The following is a 23,209-nucleotide window of genomic DNA, read 5'->3' on the forward strand; positions in this document are numbered from 1 at the left end:
ATGAGGATCGCTCCAAGAGGGCCGGCGTAAATGGCCATTCCTCCCGGAAAGCGTCCGTTCATTGAAAATTTTGCCCCTCAGCCTGAATTTTGGCGCTGGCGAGCACCCGGCGGACGTTCAGATGGAAGGCCAAGCGGGCGATCGGCTCCCAATAGGCGATCGGGTCGATGCGCAGCACGGTCCGCGCCTGCAGCGTAATCCTCGTGCCGCCGTTGCGCAGGGGTAGAAGGACGTACTTCGTGTCTCCGGTGACGACATACCCCGTCAGGTGCGGGGTATGCAGATGGCGATAGGGGCTCATCTCTTCCATGGCGGGGGGCTGCGAAAGGACAGTGAAGGCCAGAACGCGGCCAGGTTTCCATTCGGTCACACGTTCCACCGCCGTCCCTGTCGAGAACACGCCGAGGCGCGTGGCGCCGACGCCTTCGCCCTTGAGACTGCTGCGGACGGGGTAAGCCAGCCCCGCGAGTCCGGGGAGCCCTGGCGACAGGCCAATGGGTGCTTCGCTGGTGATCGCCTGCCACACCGCGTTCGGCGAGGCGGCGATGTCGATGCTCTCGACCGTATCGATAGGCACCGCGGGCGGCATGCTTGCTTCGAGCGCGAACAGGGCCGGAAGTACCGCGACGGACATCAGCGGTCTGTTGCCGTCATGTCCGAACAAAGCGATAGCCCGGCCAAAGACGCCGCCGATCGCTGCGGCCGCCAGACCGAGCGGCGCGACCAGGACGATGCACATGAAGCCCTCCAGGGCAAACATGAGCAATGCGAGCCCGCCCAAGGCGCCGGCCACGAGAACCCGTCCCAAGGTCCGCGCGCCGGTCTGCGGGACACGCCGGTTCACGATATACCCGGTCGTCATCCCGACCACGAAGGGCGTTGCGACGAAGAGGCCCCAACCATAGGCGCCCAACGTCAAAGCAGAGATCAGCACGGCAACGACGATGATCGCCACGCCAGCCAGCACGCCTTGCAGGACCTGGGCCCGATCCGCCTCATCGCCTTGTTGCTCCTCCGAACCTTCGGGCAGGCGCGGCATTGCGCAGAGAATTGTAACAACGATTATCTGAATCACGGGAAAGATGGCGAACAGGCTCAGCCTGTGCCCGCGCCCCGACCAGTTCGCGCGGCGGAACGAGAGGGCGGCCAAGGCCCAGGCGACCATGAACCCCAGTGCGAATACCGTCGCGGCCTGCGTGGCCGTAACACCAGGCATCTGTGCCAGACGGCGCAGCGGAAGGAGCCAGAACCCGGCATCGGCTTGGAGCGGTGCGCCTCGCCAACGATAGCAGAGCGCCACCATGAGGTTCTGCGTCAGCAACAGCACCGGCGCGGCCAGAACATAGACCAGCGGTGAGACTTGCCCCTCGAAGGAAAGCAGCTTGCGCATGGCTCAAGCCCTCGCCGCTTGTGAGAACCGTCTTTCGGGCCGGTCCTGCAACGTTACCGGGCGCAGGTCCTTACGCGCGGCCATCGTGTCGGGCGTGACGACGTCCCAGGCAAGGCCCAGCTTCTCCAACCCTTCGATCACCCGATAGCCCCAGTCGCTTTGCCCTGGGTAGAGCCCGATCCGCGCCGAGCCTGGGAAAGCGTGGTGATTGTTGTGCCAAGCCTCGCCCATGGTGGGGATCGCGGCCCAGGGAACGTCGTGCGCTTGCACCCCTGCGGTATCTACCAGCCACGATTGCGGCCCGCGCCTGTGCGCAAGGTGGCCGACGAACCAGTGGCCGGTAACACACACGCTCACCCGGACACACACGCCCCATATCACCCATGGCAAACCTCCGGCGAGATACAGGGCAATTCCCACCGGAACCTGCTGAACCATCCAGGTCTTCTCAAGGAAACGGTAGAAGCGATCCTCCCCGGCCCGCCCAAGATCGAACGCCGGAGGGGCCGCCAAATCGAGATGGCAATGTAACTGCCACCAAGCGTCGACCAACATGGGGCGCCGATGCGCAAGATAGTCGTGACAATCGCTCTGCCGCTGCGCCCAATCTCTCAGGTCATGGGTGCGGATCATCCAGAAGGGCCCGCTCATGCCGACCAGAGTGCCAACCAACACGAGCGCTCGTTCGAGCCACAGCGGACACGCAAAGCTGCGATGGATCAGCAGACGATGGAAGCCGATGCTGTGGCCCAGCAGAAGCGATGCCCCCGTCAGCACAAGGAACGCGCCCAGAGCCGACCAACTGACGAAGACCGGCGCCAGCACGAGCGAGATTGCCATCATGCTCCCGTTCCAAGTCGAATGGACCGGATCCCATCGAACCGCCCCCTCGACCGGGCTGCAACCGGCAATTTCGACCAAACTGTTCACCGTGGTCTCGGTCGACGAGGACGGGGCTTGGCTGGGGAGCACATCGGGCATCGCAACCTCCGAGGTAATTAGTTCATTGCTTAATTACCTAAAGGACCTTGTCAAGTGATTAGCTCATTCCTTAAATAAGGCCTCATGCAGAAAGTGTTCGAAGCCCTGGCGTCAACGCCGCGTCGTAAGATTCTTGCGTACCTCAGCCATGCCGAACTGAGTGCCGGCGATATCGCCTCCCGGTTCGAAATGTCGAAGCCTGCGGTATCCCAGCATCTGGCGGTGTTGGAAAATGCTGGACTGGTCGCGAGCGAAAAGCGGGGGCAGTTCGTGTTCTACCGACTGGTCCCAGATAACCTGCTCAACACGCTCAACAGCTATGCCCAGGAAGTGTGCCCGGTTTCTCGCCCGCTGAAGGCCGAGAGTGCCAAAATCGCTGCAAAAAAAGTGAGCGATGTACGAAAGCGCGACGAACAGGAAACTGACTCGAATTGACGTTTGCGCATCCTGAGATCTGCCTGTCTCAGCGCAAGTCGCCGACTTAAAAGTCGGGCGCTATTTCATCCCGTACATCATCGAGCAGCAGCTTAAGTGAGATTTGCCGTGTCCGGCATGGGGCGTGAATGACCCACTGCGGCGACGGCGCTTTTTGCGCCATTGTCCGCCCTCACTGTCAGGGATTGCAACCGATCGCGATCGATTTCCAGCGTTGCCCGCAGTCGGTCCGCCTGATCCTCAAGCTGCTGGAACCAGGCTTTCATGCGCCTGCTGTAGAAACCGTCTTCGATAGCGATAGCGATAGCGATCGCGTCCGACATGAACAAAATCGGCATTGCCCACTGCACATTTCAACCTGCAATGCAGCGCTTCATTGGAATGGGTTTTTTGTGATTGGTTGCGGGGGCTGGATTTGGCCGATCCCGACATTCGCTCACTGCCGTGATCTAACCATCCTGGGCCGCAGCGGGACGTATGCCTAGCCACAAAGCTCGGGTGAACTGTGCACAGCCGTTGGCGGGATGACATTGCTGACCTGTGTGGCTCGCTATAGTTCTCTCAGCGGAATTCAGTCATCACAGCAGGAGAATACGACCATGAACAATTCGGACCTCGCCGATAAGCTGGCTGCGGAAGCTGGCGGCACGAAGGCTGATGCAAAGAAGGCTGTAGATGCGATCTTCGCTGCGATTGCTGAAGCCGCGGCTGCGGGCGAGGAAATTTCGTTGAACGGCTTTGGAAAGTTCAAAGTGAAGGACTCCCCGGCTCGCGAAGGCCGCAATCCTTCGACGGGCGAGACCATCCAGATCGCAGCTTCGAAGAAGCTGGCGTTCGCCCCCGCCAAGGCCATCAAGGACAAGTTGAACGGCTAAGGCAACGCTGTGTGAATAGGACGGCAGGTCATCTCCAAGCGGCATGCCGTCCTATTCCATGTGCCTAGAGCATCGGCACCACCGCATCTCGCCGTTGCATCCGCTTTGCCGCCGTCAATCAGTCTAAAGTTGCTCAGGGACGACTACCTCGATCGGTGAGATTCTCACAGGTTCGCGAACTGCCAATACCGCCCTACCCCGCCGAGGATGTCCGCCGACAGAGCCGCCCTAGAGCAGGTCGTTTCATATCCCCGATTAGCGGCCGTCCATTCACCCAGTTTCGGATGAACCTGAACGATTTGTCGTTTCCAATTGTCGTGATTTGCGGTCGAGACGGCCTCAAAAATCTGAGGCCGGGCTGGTACGCAAACGGCTCCAGCCCGGCCCGGGGCTACATATCTGCGCCCTTTGCGACCCTTCAGGGTTCTCCGAAGATATAATGGCCGTCCTTGACGGTCCCCAGAACCTTTACCTTGAGTAGGTCTTCCGGCGGGACCGTCAGGGGATCGCTGTCGAGAATGACCAGATCCGCGATCTTGCCCGGCTCAAGCGTACCCTTGGCGGCCTCTTCGTGGATTTCGTAAGCGGCATTGCGCGTCACTTCGGTGAGCGCCTCGTAAGGCGTCACCCGCTGCTCCGGGCCGAGGATATCGTTCGAACGCGTGCGTCGCGTGACCGCGGACCAGATCAGGCGGATCATGTCGGGCGGAACGATCGGGGAATCGTTGTGGATCGACGGTTTGAGGCCAACGTCGAAGGCATCGCGCTGCGGCGAAATCCGGTCTGCACGGGCCGAACCAAGCGTCACTTCGCGGTGCCAGTCACCCCAGTAATAGGTGTGCGAGGCAAAGAAAGTCGGCTCGATATCGAGCGCTTTCATCTCCTTGAGTTCGTCCAGCGTCGCCGTCTGCGAATGGATGGCGATGGTCCGGCGCATGGGTGTGCCGCTCTGCTGGCCCACCGCGCGAACGGCATCGATCAACTGCTGGATCGCAGCATCGCCGTTGACATGGATATAGGCCTGCCAGCCATGCTCGTCCGCCTTGGCCAGCATCGCCCGCAGCGCTTCGTCCTTCAACTGCGGATAACCGGCATAATCCGCGCCCTTGCCTTCGGGCGGCACATGATAGGGATGGCTCAGCCATGCGGTGCGACCTTGCGGCGAGCCGTCGGCGATGATCTTCACACCGGCAGCGCGCAAGTGATCGACGTAAGGCGCGTTGAAGGGGATCGCATCGAAGCCGTCCCACGGCTGGTTGAGCAGCGGCAGCGCATGAACGTCGAGGAACAGAGCCTTGCGCCGGGCGGCGGCCTGCAGCAGATCCCAGGCCGCGTGCATGGTCGCCCCGTCCTGCGCCGTGGTGAGCCCGTAGCTGGCATAGACCTGCTGGGCCTTGGCCAGTTGCTCCAGTTGCCGATCGAGCGTGGGCTGCGGCATCAGCCCGTAGAGCTTGAACAGCGCGCCTTCCTCGATCACGCCCGAAGCGGTCTTGCCGTCCGCTTCCCGGCGAATGACGCCGCCCGGCGGGTCCTTGTCCGGGTGGAGCAGTCCGGCCATCTCCAGCGCCTTGGTATTGGCGGCGGCAAGATGGCCGGAAGCATGCATGATCAGGATCGGCCGATCCGTCGACACTGCGTCCAGTTCCTGCCGGGTGGGATGGCGCTTTTCGGCCAGTTCCGCATCGTCATAGCCGGAGCCGATTATCCAGCCCTGGGGATGCGCCGTGATATAGGCGCGCAAGGCTTCCTGAAGCCCGGCGATGCTCGACACCCCGCCCACCGGCGGCGGCGACAGCGCGACAAGGTCCGCCTGCTGGGCCAGCATGGTGATATGGCCATGCGCGTCGATGAAACCGGGCAGCAGGGTTCGCCCAGCAAGGTCGACAACCTGCGTCGCCTTGCCTTTCAACTTCCCGACCTCGGCATCGCTACCGACGGCCAGGATCTTACCGTCCTTGACCGCCAGCGCGCTGGCTTTCGCATCGGGCGCGGTCATCGGAATGACCGTGCCGTGCAGGAAAACCATGTCCGCCACCGGGCCCGGCGCGGCCAGCGCCGTGCCGCTCGCCAGCAGCGCCAGCGAGAGCGCCGCAGTTCCCCGGATCGCCGTCCACGTGGTCTTGGCGTTCATGCGAGAGCCTCTTTCATCAGAAGTTGTAGTGGAAGGTTGCACCGATCGTGCGCGGCTCACCGTACATCAGCGCCCGGTTGCTCAGCAGCGCCGTCACATTGGCGAACTTGATATAATCCTTGTCGAACAGGTTCTTGGACCAGACCGACACGGACCAATCGCCGCCCTGTTCGGCGAGTGTCAAATTGGCGTCCGCAAGGTCGTAACCGGCCATCGAATAGGCTTCCCGATAGAGCGGGTTCACCACCTTGGGATCGAAGTTCTGCGAGGACACGACGCTATAGCCGAAATGTCCGGTGAGCTTCAGGTCGGCAATGCCCAGCGCTGTGGTATAGCTCGCCGAGAGGTAGGCCTTGTGCTTGGGCGCATAGGGCGCCTGCGAGCCGTCGGCATCGAGCAGCATGCCGTTGTACATGCCGCCGCCGCCAGGATAGCTGGTGAACTCGCTGAGGTTGTAGGTGTAGTTGCCCGAGAGCGTGAGGCCGGTGACCGGCACCAGCGTGGCGTCAACCTCCACGCCCTTCGACACCAGCTTGCCGGCATTGTTAAGGCTGGTGGTCAGGCGCGTGGCACCGGCGAACTGCGTCTCAACGAACGTGAAGACCTGATAGTCGTCGAACTTCTGATAGAATCCGGTGACGTTGAGCCGGGCGCGGCGGCCGAAGAACTGGCTTTTGAGGCCCAGTTCATAGCTGACCACGGTTTCCGGCTTGAAATTGATCCCGGCGGCAAACGTGGTAGCCGAAGTGCCTTCGGTGTTGAAACCCCCGCTCTTGAAGCCTTTGCCCACGGCGCCGAACACCAGCACGTCGTTCGACAGATGTAGGTTCACACCGCCCTTGGGAGTGAAGAAGGTATCGCCCATCTTCTGCGAATAGCCGTCCAACGGCGTCGTAAAGATACCGTATGGATCGAAGGTCGTCAGGTTGTCGAGTGTCTTCTTCTCATAGGTGAGGCGACCGCCGACGAAAAATTCGATCACGTCGTTGATGCGGTAATTGGCATTGAGGAAGCCCGCGTAAGACTTCGTCGTCACCGAAGCATAGGAGGGCATGTCGAGCCCGGCATAGAGCGAATATGGATAGCCGAAATAGGCAAGCCCCGCGCCATAAGACGACACCGTGCGGTCGACGTTCCGGCCCCAGAAGTAATAAAGCCCGGCAACAAAATCGAAGTGCTCGCCCACCGGCGAGGCGATGCGCAGTTCCTGCGAAAACTGGTCCGTGCTGGGTTTGAAGTGGACGGTCAGATAGGGCACCGTACCGGTCTCGTTATTAAAATCGATATCCTGCTTCCCCGAACGGAAAGCGGTGATCGAAGTCAGATCGTAGCCGCCGCCAAGCTCCACTTCACCGGTTACCGAAATGCCGCCCATCTTCCGGTTGGCGCGGTCATCATAGTAGGAATTGAAGTGATAGGGGTTCGTCCCCGGCGTCGGCACGTAGGTATAGTGCAGCGTGGAATTATGGTCCGCCACATAGTCCGCAGCAATCGTCACCCGCACGCCTGCCGCAGGCTCGACCAGAAGCTGGGCGCGCAAGGCATCGGAATTCACGCCCTGGTTGCGAGTGCCCAGATAGTCGTTGTGGTAATAGCCCTTGTCCTCAAGGTGCGTGGCGGAAAGCTGCAAGGCGGCATCGGCACCCAGCGGCACATTGACGCGCGCGGCGACCTTCCAGTGGCCGAAGTTGCCGTACTCGCCCTCGAACTCTCCGTTGGCGTCGTGTGAGGGCTGGCGGGTGGTGATGCTGATCGCCCCCGCATCGGTATTCTTGCCGAAGAGCGTACCTTGTGGGCCGCGCAGCACATCCACCTGCTGGATGCCCAGCAGCGTCTGGTTCATCATCCATGATCGGCTGAGATAGACCCCGTCGATATAGAGGCCGACACGGGAATCGTAGCCCGCATTGCGCGAGTAATCGATCACCCCGCGAATGCCCGCACGCCCCTGTTCGCTGCCGTCGCCGAACGTGAGCGAAGGCGCGGCGATCTCGATATCCTGAAGCTTGGAAGCATTGATCTCGGCCAGCGTCGCGGCGCCGAAGGTCTGGATCGAGATCGGCACTTTCTGTGCACTCTCGGTCCGTTTTTGTGCCGTTACGGTAATCTCGCCGATACCGTCCTGCACGGCCTCGTCAGAAGCGGGTGCCTCTGCCGCCAGCGCCGGAAATGCGAGCGCCGAAGCACCCAGGAATACTACCACCCTCAAGCAAGGGCGAACCGACTTTTTCGTGAAACAATTCATTGCCATCACCCCCATGGAAAGTTTCTGGAGGCACCCTCACCCGGAGTTCCGGCATCCCCGCCGACCCGTTCGTTATGGGTCGATAATGCCGCACCACAGCACAAAGTCTTGGTCCAGTCGGCCACGAACGATAGTTCCAGAATTCGGTAAAATACAATAAAAACAAGGGCGTTCGTCATGCGAACGCCCTTGAAATATGTTGCGGTGCAAAATGGCCAGAAAGGCTATGCAGGCAGCGGCTGCCGCCTTCGAACCAGACCATAGCCGAGCGAGATGATCGCCAGACTTCCCGCCCCCATCAGGAGCGGCAGCTGCTGGTCGGGAATGAACGCCATCGCCGCCAGGATCGCGAGCATCCCCGCAATCGCCAAGTAAGTCAGCCAAGGGAACAGCCACATCCGCACGACCAGTCGCTCAGGGCTTTCAGCCTCCAGCCGCCGGCGCAAGCGCAATTGCGAGAAGGCAACCAGCAGATAGACGAAGAGCGCGACCGTCCCATAGGAATTGACCAGAAACGCGAAGACCGTGTCCGGCGACACATAGGACATGAACACCGCGACGAAGCCAAAACCGCTGCCCGCCAGCGTCGCCGCCACCGGCACGCCGTTCCCGCTCACCCGTGCCAGAAACGCCGGGGCATGGCCGTTGCGGGTCAGCGCGAAAAGCATGCGCGAGGAGGCATAGAGCCCCGAATTGAGCGCGGAAAGCACGGCCGTCAGGATGATCGCATTCATGATCTGCGCCGCCGCCGGAATTTTCATCGCGGATAAGGCGCTGACGTAAGGCGTGGCGATCGTCGCCGAGTTCCACGGGATGATCGCCACGACCAGCACGATGGAGCCGACATAGAACAGCAGCACGCGGCTGATCACCGAATTGGTCGCTTTCGCGACGGCCTTGGCAGGCTCGTCGGCTTCGGCGGCGGCGATGGTGACGATCTCGGCGCCGAAGTAAAACCCGGTCGCCGCAACGGCGCCGGTCAGCACCGGCAAGACCCCGTTCGGCGCGAAACCGCCATGTCCGGTCAGATTGGCGAGCCCCGGCCCCGGGGTGAACCACATGCCCGCAACGAACAGGGAGCCTAGCACCAGAAAAACCACAATGGCGGCCACCTTGATCGAGGCGAACCAGAACTCGAACTCGCCATAGGAGCGGACCGAAAACAGGTTGCTCGCTGTCAGGGCCAGCATGAGCGTCAGAGCCAGCAGCCATTGCGGCACTTCGGGCAGCCAGAAGCGGATAAGGTCCGCCCCCGCGATCGCCTCCAGCGCGACGACGATGACCCAGAAATACCAGTACATCCAACCGGTCAGGAACCCCGCCATGTCACCCAATGCGATCCGCGCGTATTCGTAGAACGAACCGATCGTCGGCATCGCCGTCGCCAACTCGCCCAGCATGCGCATGACCAGAATGACCAGCAGCCCGGTCAGCAGGAACGAAATGCTGGCCGCTGGCCCGGCCGACTGGATCACCACCCGGCTGCCAACGAACAGTCCCGCACCGATCACGCCCCCCAGCGCGATCATCGTCATGTGCCTTTGCTTGAGCGTGTGACGCAGGTCGGGCTGCGCCTCCGGAACAGGTACATCGTGTATCAAGGCAACCCCCATCTGCGCGGCCCGCGCCTGCATGACGATCAATCGGCGAGTTCGGTCAGCACATCGCGCAAGGTATCCACCAACCTATCGATCTGGCCGGTCTCCATCACGAAGGCCGGCGCAATGATCGCGGCATCACCTGTGGTCTTGAGGTGCAGGCCTGCATCGAACAGACGCTTCTGGACGATATGGCCGCGCAGCCCCGGCCGCTCCGATGGTGCCAGATCGACGCCTGCAAGCATGCCGTAACCACGCACGTCGGTGACCAGCGCGAGATCCTGCAAGGCCTCGATGCGGTCGAGGAAGTAGGCAGATGTCTGCCGCGCGCGATCGAACAGTCCCTCGTCGCGGTAGATATTGAGCGCGGCAAGGCTGGCGGCGCAGCTGGCCGGATGGGCGGAGAAGGTATAGCCGTGGAAGAACTCCACCTGCCCTTCCGGCGCCTTGTCGACGATAGTGTCGTGTATCTCGCGCGAGACTGCCACCGCCGCCATCGGCTGGGCCCCGTTGGTGATCGCCTTGGCCATGGTGATGATATCCGGCACGACGCCGAAAGCCTGCGCCGCATAGTTGTGGCCAAGCCGCCCGAAGCCGGTGATCACTTCGTCAAAGATCAGCAGGATGCCATGGCGCGTGCAGAGTTCGCGCAGCCGTTCGAGATAGCCCTGCGGCGGCACCAGCACCCCGGTCGAACCGGCAATCGGCTCCACCACGCAAGCCCCGATATTCTCGGCCCCGTGGAGCGCGACCAGACGTTCGAGATCGTCGGCCAGTTCGGCGCCATGCACCGGCTGTCCCATCGTACCGCGATTCTGCTCCAAAAAGGTGTGACGCATATGCACGACGCGCGGCCCTGCTGGACCGAACGCGCGCCGGTTCGGCACCATGCCCGACAGCGCCACGCCGCCGAAGTTCACGCCGTGATAGGCACGCTCCCGCGAGACGAACAGGTCCCGTCCGCCTTCGCCCCGTGCCCGGTGATAGGCCAGCGCGATCTTGAGTGCAGTCTCCACCGCTTCCGAGCCGGAATTGCCGAAGAAGATGCGGTCCATGCCTTCCGGCGTCAGCGAGGCGATGCGCGATGCCAGCCGGAACGATTGCGGATGGCCGCGCGTGAAGCTGGGCGCATAGTCGAGCGTCAGCAACTGCTCGCGCACGGCATCGGCGATCTCGGTCCGTCCGTGCCCGGCGGGCGTGGTGAACAGGCCCGAACAGCCGTCTAGGATCTGCTGGCCCTGCTCGCCGTAATAATGACAGCCCTCGGCGCGGCAGAGCATCTTGGGTTCGAGATGAAAATCCCTGTTCGCCGTGAACGGCATCCAGTGATGCGAAAGGTCCGGCCGGTCTCCGGAAAGCGGTGCTTGCGTATCCATGGCAATCATGATTGGTTGTGCAGCGCAGCATTTGTAGTTCCAGACGGCAACAAAACGATGGGTACAGATGCGACAGGGGACGCATCCACGTGCTTGACCAAACGGCCAAAAGACGACGCCAACGATCCGACCCGCTGATGTGGGCGCCGCTGTTGGGCATCCAGGACGACAGCGCCCGCACGCTGCAATTCCAGATCCGCAGTCGGATCGTTGATTCGATTCTCGACGGTACTCTGCCTGCGGGCACACCGCTGCCATCCAGCCGCAAACTGGCCACCGAGCTGAAAGTTTCGCGCAACACCGTCATCCTCTCGTACCAACAATTGGTCGACGACGGGTTCCTCCTCGCGCGCGAGCGCAGCGGATTCGTGGTATCCTCGCAGACGCAGGAAAGGCGCGTCGCGCCTCCAGTCGAAACGCGGCTCCGGCCGCCGCTCGCCGAGGACCTGAATTGGGAAACCCGGCTTCGTTCGCAGTCCTCTCGCTATCGCAGCATCGAGAAGCCCACCAACTGGCAGGCCTACAAATATCCATTCCTTTACGGCCAGTTCGATTCCTCGGTTTTCCCGATCAATGCCTGGCGCCAGTGCTGTCGTCAGGCGCTGGGCGTACTGGAACTGAGCGACTGGGGACGCGACACCATCGACGAGGATGATCCCCTACTCATCGAGCAGATCAGGACGCGTATCCTGCCCCGGCGCGGCATCTGGGCTGACAAATCGGAGATCATGATTACGCTTGGCGCGCAGCAAGCGCTGTTCCTGTTGTCCGAAGCACTGTTCTGCGAAAAGACTGTCATTGGCCTGGAAGATCCCGGCTATCCCGACATGCGCAATATCGCCCGGATCAAGGGCGCGCGCGTGCAGGCGCTGCCGGTGGATGGGCACGGGCTGATCCCTCAGCCGGACCTTTCGACCTGCGACTATGTCCATGTCACGCCTAGCCACCAGTGCCCGACCACGGTGACAATGCCGCAGGAAAGGCGGCGCGAGCTGCTGGACTATGCCCGTCAGAGCGGGGCAGTGCTGATCGAGGACGATTACGACAGCGAAACGAGCTTCGACAACGCGCCGCAGACCGCGCTCAAAGGCCTCGATGGCAGCGGACGGGTGATCTATGTGAGCAGCCTGTCGAAAATCCTTGCGCCCGGGCTGCGGCTGGGGTTCGTGGTGGCCGACGCGGCGCTGATCCGCGAACTGCGCGCCTTGCGCCGCCTGATGGTGCGCCACCCGCCGCTCAACAACCAACGGGCCATCGCGCTGTTTCTTTCGCTGGGGCACTACGAACCGCTGATCCGCCGATTGACCGGGCTCTACCGCCAACGCGCACGGGTTCTCGGCGATGCCCTCGGCCATCATATTCCTTCCGCGAAGTTCCGCCCGGCGACCGGCGGTTCGTGCATCTGGCTCGAAGCGCCAGAGGGGTTCAACGCTGCCGAATCCGCCCCCCAATGGCGCAGCGAGGGACTGCTGTTCGAACCCGGCGATGTCTTCTTCGACGATCGTAGCGCAGGCCGCTCGCACATTCGCCTCGGCTATTCAGTCATCCCCGAAGCGCGGATCGAAACCGGCGTGCGGCTGCTTGCACAAGCCATCGGAGGCTGACCGCCCGCAAGCGGCGTGGCTCACCGGAATGCGCTAACTGGCCCTACGCCACTGGAACTACCGCGAGGCAGTGAAGCGTAACCAACAGGAGGTTACGCCATGCTTGCCGACAATGCAGACCTGATCCAGCCCGCCCTTTCCAACGAAACTTATGCGGGCGGCCATTTCATCGCCGGACAGGTGGTTGCAGCAGCAGGCGGTGCAACGTTTTCCGTCATCAACCCCGCTTCGGGCCGCGAAGTAGGCCGTGCCGCGCTGGGCGATGCGCGCGATGCCGAAAAAGCCGTCGCCGCAGCAGCTGAGGCCCGCCAGCAATGGGCGGCCGTCCCCGTCCGCGAGCGCGGCGCGAAGCTCGCCCGAGGTGCCGCCCGCCTGCTCGAACAGGCCGAGGAGATCGCCCGCCTACTGGCGCTAGAAACCGGCAAGGCGATCCGTACGGAATGCCGCCCCGAAGTCCTGACCGCCGCCGATATCGGTACGTTCTACGCCGGGCTCGGCTCCGAACTGAAGGGCGAGACGCTGCCCTTCCGGCCGGACCTCCTCTCGCTCACCATCCGCGAACCGCTGGGCGTCGTCGCTGCGATCCTACCGTGGAACGTTCCGCTGGTGCTGATGATGCTCAAGATCGCGCCCGCCCTTGTCGCCGGCAACACAGTGGTCGTGAAAACTGCCGAGGAAGCCCCGCTCGCGACGCTCATGGCAGCCCGGATTCTGGCCGACGAACTACCCGCCGGCGTGCTCAACGTGATCCACGGCTTCGGCCCCGAATGCGGACAGCCGCTGGTCGAGCATCCGCTTGTCGCCAAGGTGACGTTTACCGGCTCGCAGCCGGTGGGCGAGATGATCTATGCCAGCGCAGCGCGCAAGCTGATCCCAGTATCGCTGGAACTGGGCGGCAAGAGCCCTATGATCGTCATGGCCGATGCCGATCTTCCCAAGGCGGTCGCAGGCGCAATCGCCGGCATGCGCTTCACCCGGCAAGGGCAGAGCTGCACCGCCGCCAGCCGCATCTATGTCCATGAGACGATCTACGAGGACTTTCTCACTCGTCTCGCAACCGAAACGCGCAAGCTGAAGATCGGCGATCCTCTCGACGAGACGACCGATATAGGCACCATCATCTCGCAGGATCAGATGGACCGCATCGCCCAGTTCATTGCCATCGGCCGCGCAACGCCAAACGTGCGTATGATCGTCTGCGGCACGGCGCCTGACGACGCCAACCTCGATACCGCCCTCTTCGCCCTGCCCACGCTCTTCGCCGACATTCCCGACGAGAGCCCGCTGATGCGTGAGGAGATCTTCGGCCCGGTCGCCTGCGTGGTGCCCTGGAGCGATTACGAAGACGTGCTGGAAGCCGCCAACGACAGCGAGTTCGGCCTTGCCGCCAGCGTCTGGACCAACGACCTCGCCAAGGCGCTCGACGCCACGCGCAGGCTCGACGCGGGCTATGTTCAGGTCAATCAGAACCTGACCATCCAGCCCAACCTCAGCTACGGCGGTTTCGGCAAGTCAGGGCTCGGTAAAGAGGCTTCGCTCGAAGCCATGCTGGAGCATTTCAGCCGCAAGAAAACCATCGTGTTCGCTGGATAAGTCAGAGCATCGACGATGGGCGGCCTCGACCTCCTCACCCTGCTAGCCACGAGCGCGATGGTTTTCGTCGCCGCCCTTCTGCGCGGGTTCACCGGCTTCGGCTTTGCTCTTGCGGCAACGCCGTTGCTGGCGCTCTTGCTGCCACCCGCGCAAGTGGTGCCGACGGTGCTTTTGCTGCAAGTCGGCTCCAGCCTGATTGGGCTGCCGGCAACCTTGCAGAATCACGATCACCGCTCGACATGGTGGATTGGCCTCGCAGCCTGCATCACGACGCCAATCGGCGTCAGCCTGCTGACCATTATCGCCGCGGACGACGCCCGTGTAGTAATTGCGCTCGTGTCTCTCGCCGGCCTGGCAACGCTCCGGGCAGGCTTCCAACTTGGGAACCCACCAAAACGGCGGATTGCCTTAGCGTCTGGGCTAATTGCGGGCCTACTGGGTGGGCTGTGCGCGATGTCGGGCCCGCCCATCATTTCCTATTACCTTTCCAGCTCTACGCAGTCGCAGCGCGCGCGAGCCTCAATGATCCTGATCTTTCTGATGACCGGTTTAGTGGGGCTCTTCTCGGCGGCAATTGCGGGACTGTTCACCATGGCAATCGTCGTTCAAGCAGTTCTCTTGGCTCCCTCAATGATGCTGGGCACTTGTCTGGGGGGCCTTATCTTCAACAAGGCACCGGACGTCGCCTTTCGCAAAGCAGCCTTCGCCGCTTTGGGTCTGATTGCCGTGATGAGCCTGCTCGCTGCTATCCGTTAGTGCGCTGCCCAAGCTCGCCGAACGGAGACGCAGAGATATCGGCAACAAGGCTCGGCAGATTTACCGCAGCCCGGCACACGACATGTGTTTAGGCGGCCCCATCCGTTCGGATGCAGACATGTCATCTGTTGCGCGATCAGTTCAGCTCGAGTCTCGCCGACGTAGCGGTCATAGACCACCTCATCTCGGCTCCCTGATAGCTGCCATCGGTTCACTGAGGTGCAAATGAACCTGAACAACTCGATTTGGGGCCTAGCCGGTAGGCGGCATTGGGAGAGAAAGCCAATGAAGCGGTCATTGCCCAGTCGCTACGCAGTCCGAGATCAGTGACCTGCCCGAGCCACTTCTCAGTGGCATCAACAGCGATGAGACTCGGGGGACTCTTGCACCTCAGGAAGATTGCACCGCCTCCCGGTTCAGTTCGCTTGCCCATAAGAGCGTGCGAGCGCCTGAATTGCATCAGCAATCGGCCCCTGAGCGGTCTCCTTGCCCTGTAGCTTGTGAAAGCTGTCGATCATCAGCTCCTGGAGTGAAAAATAGTTGTAGTGGTACGCTCCCTTCGCACTTCCGTTCTTGACCACGATCGAAACCAGATTGAACCCGGGACCCTGCACTGCGTACCGCTCTAAATGATCATCCCAGCAATCGAAATTGGGATGGACGAAGGCATAGTTCGCACCGGTATCGCTAGGCCCGGCGGCAGCCTCGTCGATCAGAAACGCAATGCAATCCTTTTTGAACTGCATGTTGCACCGCTTGCATGAAACCGAAAGGTTCCATGGCTCATACGTGAAGGGTTTGAACTTCTTTTTCGGCAGGATGTGCTCGCGGTCGATCATGAAGTAGCCGCCACCTTGCAGAATCGTACGGCAGTAACAGCACTGCTGGCCATGTCGCTCTAAATGGTATTCTAAGATACGCTTCTTCGCACTGCGGATAGCCGCCTTGTGAGATGGCGCCTCGTAACTCCACGGATCATCGTCGAGCATGGCCGCTGCGATCGCCGCGCTTTCTTCCAGCGTGAACACGAAATCAGCAAGCAGAGGCGTATAAGCATCCGTCATGCGCGCGGCCCATCCGAAGCGGACAGGCCATCCTCGATCTTAAGGACAAGCCGAGCCACGGCCTCGAAGAAGCCCTGCTGCTTCGGATCGAAACTGGCCGATTTCATATTCTCGATGAGGGCGAATACCTCAGCCCTCGTGCTCTTGCCCTTCTGAAAATCGGTAACGGCCGCGACGAGCTCTTCGCTAACGAAATGACTGGCCGGCGTGACCACCTCAAAAGCTTTCCACAATAACGCTTCGATGCTTTCGGTTGCCCCTGTTTCGTCGAGTTCGATACGGCTTGGTATGCCCTTCCGAACCTGAAACACGCCGACACTCCCTGGGTTCTGCGTCCTTGCCCCTGTCACGACCAAAGGGGAATGCGTGGCGATCACGACCGTCGAGCTGTGATAGCGCAACGTCGTCATGAGCGTATTGACGTACTCACGTTGCCACGCCGGATGAAGGCTGTTCTCTGGCTCATCTATGACCACCAACGCGTTGTCGCGAAGGTTCGCGACCAGAAAAAGCATGGTTGAGATCAGCGAGAGTTCTCCGGAGCTAGCCCGGTGAATCTCGATACGGTCCCCACTGTTCTTGATCGCCAGTTCGACATCGACGCTGCGCAGCACCTTGTCTTTCCTGAGCTGCGGCTCGAAGACAAGTAACTCGTGAAGGTTTATCCCTGGAGGCTGGCGCGGATAAGATGATGAGACATCGATCCAGATCATGGTTCCGTCCGGCATATTTTCGAGCCGGTCCACCAGTTCGCGATAGGTATCGTTTGAGAAGTACAGGTCGGAGAGCTTGCGTTCTCCGTTCTGCGCCAGCCGAACCACGAAAGCGAAACCGGGTGCATAATTGCAGTATTCGAGAACCGATCCCATCTGGAACGAGCGCGAGTCCTTTGCACCAAAACTTGCGCGTACTGCCCGCTTGATGACCGCGATGGGCGACTGATAACCTCGACCTGCGGATATGCGCTGGATACCTTTCATGCCTTTGAAGCGGTCGAAGGCGGTGTTACAGATGACCATTACCTCGCAATAGCCGTGATTGCGTTGGACCAGATTACGTAGCAGCGTGCTCTTACCAGCCCCATTGGGTCCGACGAGGATGGCGACCTCCTCGCCTCTGCGAAGGCCAGCCTCCAGACCAAGCTCCGAGCGAAGCATCTTGCAGTTCCTTTATCGAGGTGGGAAGAGCAGCCGTAATAATCGGCTGCGGGATCAGTCGTCCATGCCTTATCAGCATATCGCGGAGAAGCTCGTCAGGCATTAAGTCCTCGGTGACGCAGGGGCGCCTGCACTCGGCAATCTGTGGATTCCATGTTCGCAATTCTCGACACGATCTTTGGCCAAGAGCGAGCTTTCCCTTGGAGGCAACAGCGAATTGTTCACCCGGTTCGCGCCGTCTTCACGAAGAGGCGATCTCCCGCTGTTCCAGATAGACTTGGCTGAAGAGATCGCGGCCCAAGAAGCCGCTTCGCCAGCCGTTGCGTCCGTGCCTCTCGGAAGCTGCCACCTTGTTTATCTATTCAACCGCGAACTAGGCGTTTTGCGGAGTGTGATGTACTGAGAGCTTTTCGAGTGGCAGCGCTGGAAGGCCCCCATGACTGCTTCGCAGCGGCTGCGGCTTAAGAGGCAGTGGGCGACGACGAGCTATGCCCATCGACAGCAGCGATCTCCGCATCGATCTCAAGGACCGCCTGGATGAGAGCGGGCAAGGCCGTCGCTTGAAAGTCGGACCAAGCAAGTCCGACATTGGCTTCCTGCTGCTCAGCCGTGAGGGTTTCGGCAAGCTTGGCGGTCATGAGGTCGCGGCTGAAGATGGTTGACCATTTGACACCCATTGGCTTCACTAACCCGACGAACAGCTCCGGCCGTCTCTTTGCCCCCTCGTAGAGAGCCGACCGACCAGCAGCAACACCTGGCCCTATCACCAGCGAAAGCATAAGTCGTCCGGGTTTTGCGGAATCCCGCTTCACCTCGAATAAGAGTCCGCGCCCGGTGCGGCTCCAGTCCTTGGGATCGGTCTTGTGAGCCAACGTGCCCTCCCATTGCACGGGGAGAAATCGGAGCATTGATGGTCCATCCGTGTCGGGGATTAGTCCGTCCACCGAGCGCACCCGCTGTGAAATGAACTCTACGAGATTACCGGTCTGCGGGCGGCAATCAAAGATAAAGTCAAGAGCTTCCTTGTGTCGCTCATAGAGCTTGGCAGCTAGGTCACGCAGATGGTCATCGTCCACGATGTTCTTCCTCAGCATATCGACATAGTGTTCGATGATCAGGCGAGTGGCATCGCCAGCGGTGGGTTCGGCCGCGATTGCCTCCAGTGTTTGCGCGACGGCGGAATAGCTCAGCGGCCAATAAGCGTCGTCATCAGCCGGCGTACCGGCGGGGGTCAAATACAGATAGAGCTTTCGGTAGTCGGGATACTCGACAGCGACCCTCTCGCGGTAGCGGACAAGCTGACCGTTGCCCGGCTTGGCGTGAACCTTGTTTTCGATGACGACGACTAGTTTCAATTCCTCAACCTCGATCAAGAGATCGATAGCGTAACGCTCACGGTGCACGACGGCGTTGTCAAGATCGCCGACAATGAGAGCCAAAGTGCTGATCGGTCGGGCCTCTGCCGGGACCGCCTCCAGGGCGTGGCGCAGAATCCGTTCGAGTGGCTTGGAACCAAGACCATGCGGCCGACTTGGGGAGAGGAGATAGCCCAGGAAGTTGGAATGCTTGAGCTCGCCATGCACCGCTCCTAAGGCTTCGAAAAGGTTGAAGCGGCTCATCCGGCCCTGAATTTCGTGGAATTCCGGGGCGTCGAGCAGCGCACTCAATCGGTCATCAATCATGTATCGCCCCGCAATTCCCCGTGGGCCAACGATAGAGGGAACATCTGAGCCAAGGTCAACCAGGAAGAGAGAAGGCGCTGACAAAGTTCGCTGACATAGCCGACGCCTGTCACCTCATCTGTGCGGCCGGGAGGCTTTCCTCCGTTCACCGAGATTTGGGCGCCCGCTGAGGATCGCCGCCATCGTGACCATTCCAACGCTTGGCCCCCGAAAGCTACAGCAGCAACAGGCGACGTCCATGAGTTGCGAACCCGACCCCGCTCAATCTCTCGCGAGCTAGCGTTGAGGATGTTCTTGCAATTTTAGCAACGGTCTCGGTTTGATTGGAGGCTGAGATGCTCGGGAATCCGCTCGTGGGACCGATCGACATTTGCGACAAATTATGCATTTTTCACTTGCCATTATGCAATTTTTCAAGATATAGAAGCACTATATACAAAGGATATGCATAGCTGTGGAATATTTAGCGGTCGTTCAATCTCTCTGCCGGGTCGGACTGGCCACTGGGGATGAGAAGTTCCGCAAGCAAGTGGAGCGGTTACGCGACCGCTTGCGTAAGGCAAATGACGCCGAGGCGGCTGATGTGATCGAGAGTCTGCTTGCAACAGGGCTGCGAGCGACGACTCTTCAACCGAGCCGAATTGAACTGTCGCGGAGCCTTGCCGGTGAACGGTTGACCGCTGCAGTCAACCCCCCGTTCGATAAGGAGAGCGGCGCCCCGCTTGCCCAAATCTACATCACCCCTGGAGATGCGGCCCTGCCGCCGGTTTTGACCGACGAGCTTGAGAACGCATTGGAGTCGATGATTCGTGAATGGATCGACGATGACAAATTGCGCGCGCTCGGCATAACACCCACGCATAGTTGCCTAATCTTCGGCGCACCGGGCACCGGTAAGACGGTCACTGCCATGCATGTGGCCGCGCGGCTCGGTCTTCCGGTAGTGCTAGCTAGGCTCGACGGCATCATGAGCTCGTTTCTCGGCACGACCGCACGCAACATTGGCACTTTGTTCGAGTTCGCCAATCGTTACCGCTGTGTATTACTTCTCGATGAGTTTGACGCGTTGGCCAAGCTTCGCGACGACCCACAGGAAGTGGGCGAGATCAAGCGTGTCGTAAACACATTGCTGCAGTCCCTAGATGTGCGTGGGCCGCTGGGCTTGACGATCGCCATCACCAATCACCCCAATCTGCTTGATCCGGCAATCTGGCGCCGCTTTGAAGTCAAAATCGAAATGCCGCTTCCACCCACAACGGCCCGTGAGCGCTTGATAGTGGAATTCCTCGCGCCCGTAACGGTTCACGACAGCGCACTTCATCTGCTTTCCTGGGCTTCGGACGGGGCGAGCGGTTCGGATGTCCGTTCGATGGCCCATGCGGTTAAGCGCTATCTCGTGCTTGAGAAGGCTGGCTCTGAACAACTACAACTAGATGGTAGCGACGCGCTCGCCGCCCTGCGGCGCTATCATGTGACGAGTGCAAACCTAGAGGATCGTACACGTCTGGCAGCTTTGCGCGAGGAACCTCGATCGATCGCCCGGATGCTCCTCAAAAGCGAAGGCAGTTCATTCACACAGGCATCTGTAGCACAATTGCTTGGTCGAGATCAGTCAACCATCGGCCGCTGGGTCAAGGAGGAGGCGGCGTAGCCGCTTGTGAATTATGGCGAACAACCCGGTCCAAATTGTTCTGAATGATGGCGATTATGTCGTCGCACCGGAGGGAAAGACAGGCGGACCGCCGTACGACTTCTTCGCTGGCAAGGATGACGAGTTCATCAAACACAAGGCAAAGATCGCCGCTGGAGTACAGAAGGCCGCAGCTCTGCTTGCGGCCAAGCAGACAGGCGGCATGGGTTACGTTCGCGTACGCCTCCGCGAGCGAGCACTAGCAAAAACACACCGCCCGGTAAGGGCATTGTTCACTCCGGACAGTTTTCCCTGCGTCGGAGCCTCGGGTGTCGGAGAACTCTTCTATTTTGCGCAGGCCGATGTGCTGGCGAAGCTCGTTGATAGGATATCTGAAGCTGAGCGGGACACACATTGGGTGGAAAACAACAAGGGCGAGATGGAGGCGCGGCCGAGCGTTATTCGTTCAGATGTCGGAGCAATAGAGGAAATTTCGATCCCCGACCCGAGCGCGAAACGCCGGTTCGACGCACAAACCGCGGTGAGCTGGCTTTCCGATCCACGCACAGGCGGGTTTTACTTGCTCGAGTTGTTCGAAAACCCCGCGGCTGCTCAGCGGCGAATTGCCCAAAACGACGGAAGCCTTTCGGAAAGCCTTGATAACCTGATCAAGGAGCTCGGTACCGGTATTGTCGCCTGGAGATTGCCCGAAGCGGGTGGTGAAACACCGATCGCACTTCGGTTAACAGTCCGTCCCGCACCGGCCTTACTGATGAGCAGCCGTCCACCCGATACAACCGTCGCGCGAATTGATCCCGATGCGACCCGGCACGAAGCGGCACTCCAACGGCTGGCACAACATCCATCAGTGCGCCGCATTTCACTTCCGCTGCGGATTGAGCTTTCCGATGTGCCCGCCACTACGTCGAACACGGCCTTCACGCTTCCGCAACCATCTCAAAACTCACGTTACCCTCGTGTCGGAGTCGTTGACTCAGGACTTGGCACTGCTCTGGCATCATGGACTATCGGACGGCACGATTTTCTCGAGCCTGATGAAGTCGATGCCGAACATGGCTCATTCGTTGGAGGGTTGATCGTCGGTGCGGCGGGCCTCAATCCAGACCTGCCCGCGCTCGAACCCGATGGTTGCGAACTTATCGATCTAGCGCTTTTCCCGAAGGGGGATTTCCTAGACACCTATACCAATGGGTTTGACGATTTCCTCGCCGAGATGGATCAGGCAATTGGCGAGGCGGTGCAGCAGCACGGCGTGCGAGTAATTAATCTCAGCATAAATGCCGTCGCGGCGGTCGATGCCGATCATTACAGTTATTATGCTGCCCGCTTGGACCAAATCGCAGGGAAGCATGACGTCATCATCGTCAATTCCGCGGGCAATTTGGCCCCCGGTGCATTTCGCGCGCCGTGGCCAAAACGGCCTAGTGACGCCGTCAAATATTTCGCCGCTCGGGTGGAGCCGGACACCATTTTTGTGCCGACCGAAAGTCATCGCACCATTTCGGTCGGCGCGATCAACCCCCCGGGTTGCTCTACTCATCATGGCGGACTACCTACCACCTACACGCGCCGAGGCCCTGGCCTCAAGGTCGGATGCAAGCCTGACGTAGCTCATTTTGGAGGTAACGACGGAAGTGCGTCTGGTGCCAATCATCGCCTCGTATCAATTACACCTACTGGCGCCACTATTACCAGCTGCGGTACAAGTTTTGCCGCGCCATTGGTCGCAAAGTCACTCGCAACCCTCGAGAATGCGATCGATGGCCGGCTGCCCGCCCATACGTTGCGTGCGCTGATGATTCACGGCTGTTCACCGCCGGATGCGCTGACATCCCGTGGACTCTCGACACTGGCACGCCAATTTGTTGGCTTCGGTGTGCCAGTGCAAACTACTGAAATGCTAGTGACCGATGACAGTTCGATCACGCTAGTATTCTCGAGCTGCATCCCTGATGATGACAAGCGCCCTAAGGTCCTCCGCTTTGAGTTCGACTGGCCCCAAGCACTGGTCGATCCAGCAACCGGTGCGTGTCTGGGTGAAGCGACTGCCACGCTCGTGTATGATCCACCGGTGGACAACGCTTACGGTGCCGAATTTGTGCGGGTTAACCTCGACGCAAAGCTTCAACAGCGGCAACCGAAGGATCGCAAGGACGGACTTCCAAGCTACCTTGATCGATTCGAGCAGGCGTTCTTACCCAAGACCGCAAACCAACCGGTTCCCGAGAAAGAGCTGATAAAACAGGGCCTAAAATGGTGGCCCACAAAGCGTTACCGCACAAAAATTTCCGCGAGCGGCATCGGCGAGATGTCGCGCTGGCGGATCGAGGTTTCAGCTGTGAGGCGAGCCGAAGCACGCTTCCCCAAGGAAGGCATCCCGTTTAGCCTTGTGGTAACTATCCGCGATCCCGACGGTGTACAGCCTGTATTCCAGCAATTGCGACGCGCGCTTCAGACAGGGCGAGTGCAACTTGAGGAACTGCGCACGCACCAGCGTATTAGGGCCAGCGGAGGTTGACACGTACGCCGCTCGGTTTCGCAGTTCAAATATACTTCAAACTGCCCCCCCCCCCCGGCGTGCCCTCACCGGCTTCTCACCGAATCCCCTCGGCTGGCATTGATGGTATTTTTCGATTAGCGTGTCTTCGCAGGAAAATCGGTACACCATTCA

17 protein-coding genes are annotated in these 23,209 nt (G+C 60.4%); 7 read left to right on the forward strand and 10 right to left on the reverse strand.

Translation table 11 applies throughout. The annotated features are described in order from the left end of the window. Positions 1-58 precede the first annotated feature (58 nt). Both ACZ1JV_RS07585 and ACZ1JV_RS07590 read right to left on the reverse strand, forming a co-directional pair. Positions 59-1,390, reverse strand: coding sequence for an SRPBCC family protein (locus ACZ1JV_RS07585; protein WP_465149045.1), 1,332 nt, complete (start codon positions 1,388-1,390; stop codon positions 59-61). A 3-nt stretch (positions 1,391-1,393) separates the two neighbouring features. Beyond that, a complete protein-coding gene (locus ACZ1JV_RS07590) occupies positions 1,394-2,371 on the reverse strand; it encodes an acyl-CoA desaturase (RefSeq protein ID WP_465149046.1) in 978 nt (325 codons plus the stop codon). Positions 2,372-2,455: 84 nt separating this feature from the next. On the opposite strand from ACZ1JV_RS07590, the gene ACZ1JV_RS07595 reads away from it, so the two are divergent. Next, the gene (locus ACZ1JV_RS07595; protein ID WP_465149047.1) at positions 2,456-2,806 is read left to right on the forward strand and encodes a metalloregulator ArsR/SmtB family transcription factor; all 351 of its coding nucleotides are present in this window, start codon (positions 2,456-2,458) and stop codon (positions 2,804-2,806) included. Between the two features lie 92 nt (positions 2,807-2,898). Here the strand turns inward: ACZ1JV_RS07595 and ACZ1JV_RS07600 are convergent, their stop codons facing one another. Beyond that, a complete protein-coding gene (locus tag ACZ1JV_RS07600) occupies positions 2,899-3,129 on the reverse strand; it encodes a hypothetical protein (RefSeq protein ID WP_465149048.1) in 231 nt (76 codons plus the stop codon). A 276-nt stretch (positions 3,130-3,405) separates the two neighbouring features. Between ACZ1JV_RS07600 and ACZ1JV_RS07605 the strand changes: the two genes are divergently transcribed. Beyond that, positions 3,406-3,681 (forward strand): HU family DNA-binding protein, encoded by a 276-nt coding sequence (locus ACZ1JV_RS07605; RefSeq protein WP_465139191.1) that lies wholly within the window; start codon positions 3,406-3,408, stop codon positions 3,679-3,681. 418 nt (positions 3,682-4,099) lie between these two features. On the opposite strand, the gene ACZ1JV_RS07610 is transcribed toward ACZ1JV_RS07605, so the two are convergent. The 4 genes from ACZ1JV_RS07610 to aptA all read right to left on the reverse strand — a co-directional run bounded on the left by ACZ1JV_RS07610 (position 4,100) and on the right by aptA (position 11,040). Beyond that, positions 4,100-5,812, reverse strand: coding sequence for an amidohydrolase (locus ACZ1JV_RS07610; RefSeq protein WP_465139190.1), 1,713 nt, complete (start codon positions 5,810-5,812; stop codon positions 4,100-4,102). A 16-nt stretch (positions 5,813-5,828) separates the two neighbouring features. Next, the gene (locus ACZ1JV_RS07615) at positions 5,829-8,015 is read right to left on the reverse strand and encodes a TonB-dependent receptor (protein WP_465140302.1); all 2,187 of its coding nucleotides are present in this window, start codon (positions 8,013-8,015) and stop codon (positions 5,829-5,831) included. A gap of 266 nt (positions 8,016-8,281) precedes the next feature. Next, positions 8,282-9,592: an amino acid permease gene (locus ACZ1JV_RS07620; protein WP_465139189.1), complete on the reverse strand. Its 1,311-nt coding sequence runs from the start codon at positions 9,590-9,592 to the stop codon at positions 8,282-8,284. A gap of 104 nt (positions 9,593-9,696) precedes the next feature. Continuing rightward, positions 9,697-11,040 carry an omega-aminotransferase AptA gene (gene aptA / locus ACZ1JV_RS07625; protein WP_465149049.1) on the reverse strand — a complete coding sequence of 448 codons (1,344 nt, stop codon included), beginning with the start codon at positions 11,038-11,040 and terminating at the stop codon, positions 9,697-9,699. Between the two features lie 8 nt (positions 11,041-11,048). On the opposite strand from aptA, the gene pdxR reads away from it, so the two are divergent. From pdxR to ACZ1JV_RS07640, 3 genes are all read left to right on the forward strand, one after another. Next, on the forward strand, positions 11,049-12,635 hold the full coding sequence (pdxR, locus tag ACZ1JV_RS07630) for a MocR-like pyridoxine biosynthesis transcription factor PdxR (protein WP_465139187.1): 1,587 nt from the start codon (positions 11,049-11,051) through the stop codon (positions 12,633-12,635). A 99-nt stretch (positions 12,636-12,734) separates the two neighbouring features. Continuing rightward, positions 12,735-14,228 (forward strand): aldehyde dehydrogenase family protein, encoded by a 1,494-nt coding sequence (locus tag ACZ1JV_RS07635; RefSeq protein ID WP_465139186.1) that lies wholly within the window; start codon positions 12,735-12,737, stop codon positions 14,226-14,228. Positions 14,229-14,243: 15 nt separating this feature from the next. After that, complete coding sequence (locus tag ACZ1JV_RS07640; protein WP_465139185.1) at positions 14,244-14,984, forward strand: sulfite exporter TauE/SafE family protein; 741 nt, start codon at positions 14,244-14,246, stop codon at positions 14,982-14,984. Positions 14,985-15,400: 416 nt separating this feature from the next. On the opposite strand, the gene ACZ1JV_RS07645 is transcribed toward ACZ1JV_RS07640, so the two are convergent. The 3 genes from ACZ1JV_RS07645 to ACZ1JV_RS07655 form a co-directional block, all read right to left on the reverse strand. Beyond that, positions 15,401-16,048, reverse strand: a complete 648-nt coding sequence (locus ACZ1JV_RS07645) for an HNH endonuclease (protein WP_465139184.1) — start codon at positions 16,046-16,048, stop codon at positions 15,401-15,403. Next, complete coding sequence (locus ACZ1JV_RS07650; protein WP_465139183.1) at positions 16,045-17,205, reverse strand: AAA family ATPase; 1,161 nt, start codon at positions 17,203-17,205, stop codon at positions 16,045-16,047. The genes ACZ1JV_RS07645 and ACZ1JV_RS07650 overlap by 4 nt, the downstream gene beginning before the upstream one ends. Before the next feature lie 461 nt (positions 17,206-17,666). Beyond that, the gene (locus ACZ1JV_RS07655) at positions 17,667-18,887 is read right to left on the reverse strand and encodes a PDDEXK-like family protein (protein WP_465139182.1); all 1,221 of its coding nucleotides are present in this window, start codon (positions 18,885-18,887) and stop codon (positions 17,667-17,669) included. 454 nt (positions 18,888-19,341) lie between these two features. Between ACZ1JV_RS07655 and ACZ1JV_RS07660 the strand changes: the two genes are divergently transcribed. Then, positions 19,342-20,538: an AAA family ATPase gene (locus tag ACZ1JV_RS07660; RefSeq protein ID WP_465139181.1), complete on the forward strand. Its 1,197-nt coding sequence runs from the start codon at positions 19,342-19,344 to the stop codon at positions 20,536-20,538. Between the two features lie 13 nt (positions 20,539-20,551). Next, on the forward strand, positions 20,552-23,056 hold the full coding sequence (locus ACZ1JV_RS07665) for a S8 family peptidase (protein WP_465139180.1): 2,505 nt from the start codon (positions 20,552-20,554) through the stop codon (positions 23,054-23,056). The last annotated feature ends 153 nt before the right edge of the window (positions 23,057-23,209 follow it).

This window comes from Novosphingobium sp. BL-S-19 (assembly GCF_055521675.1).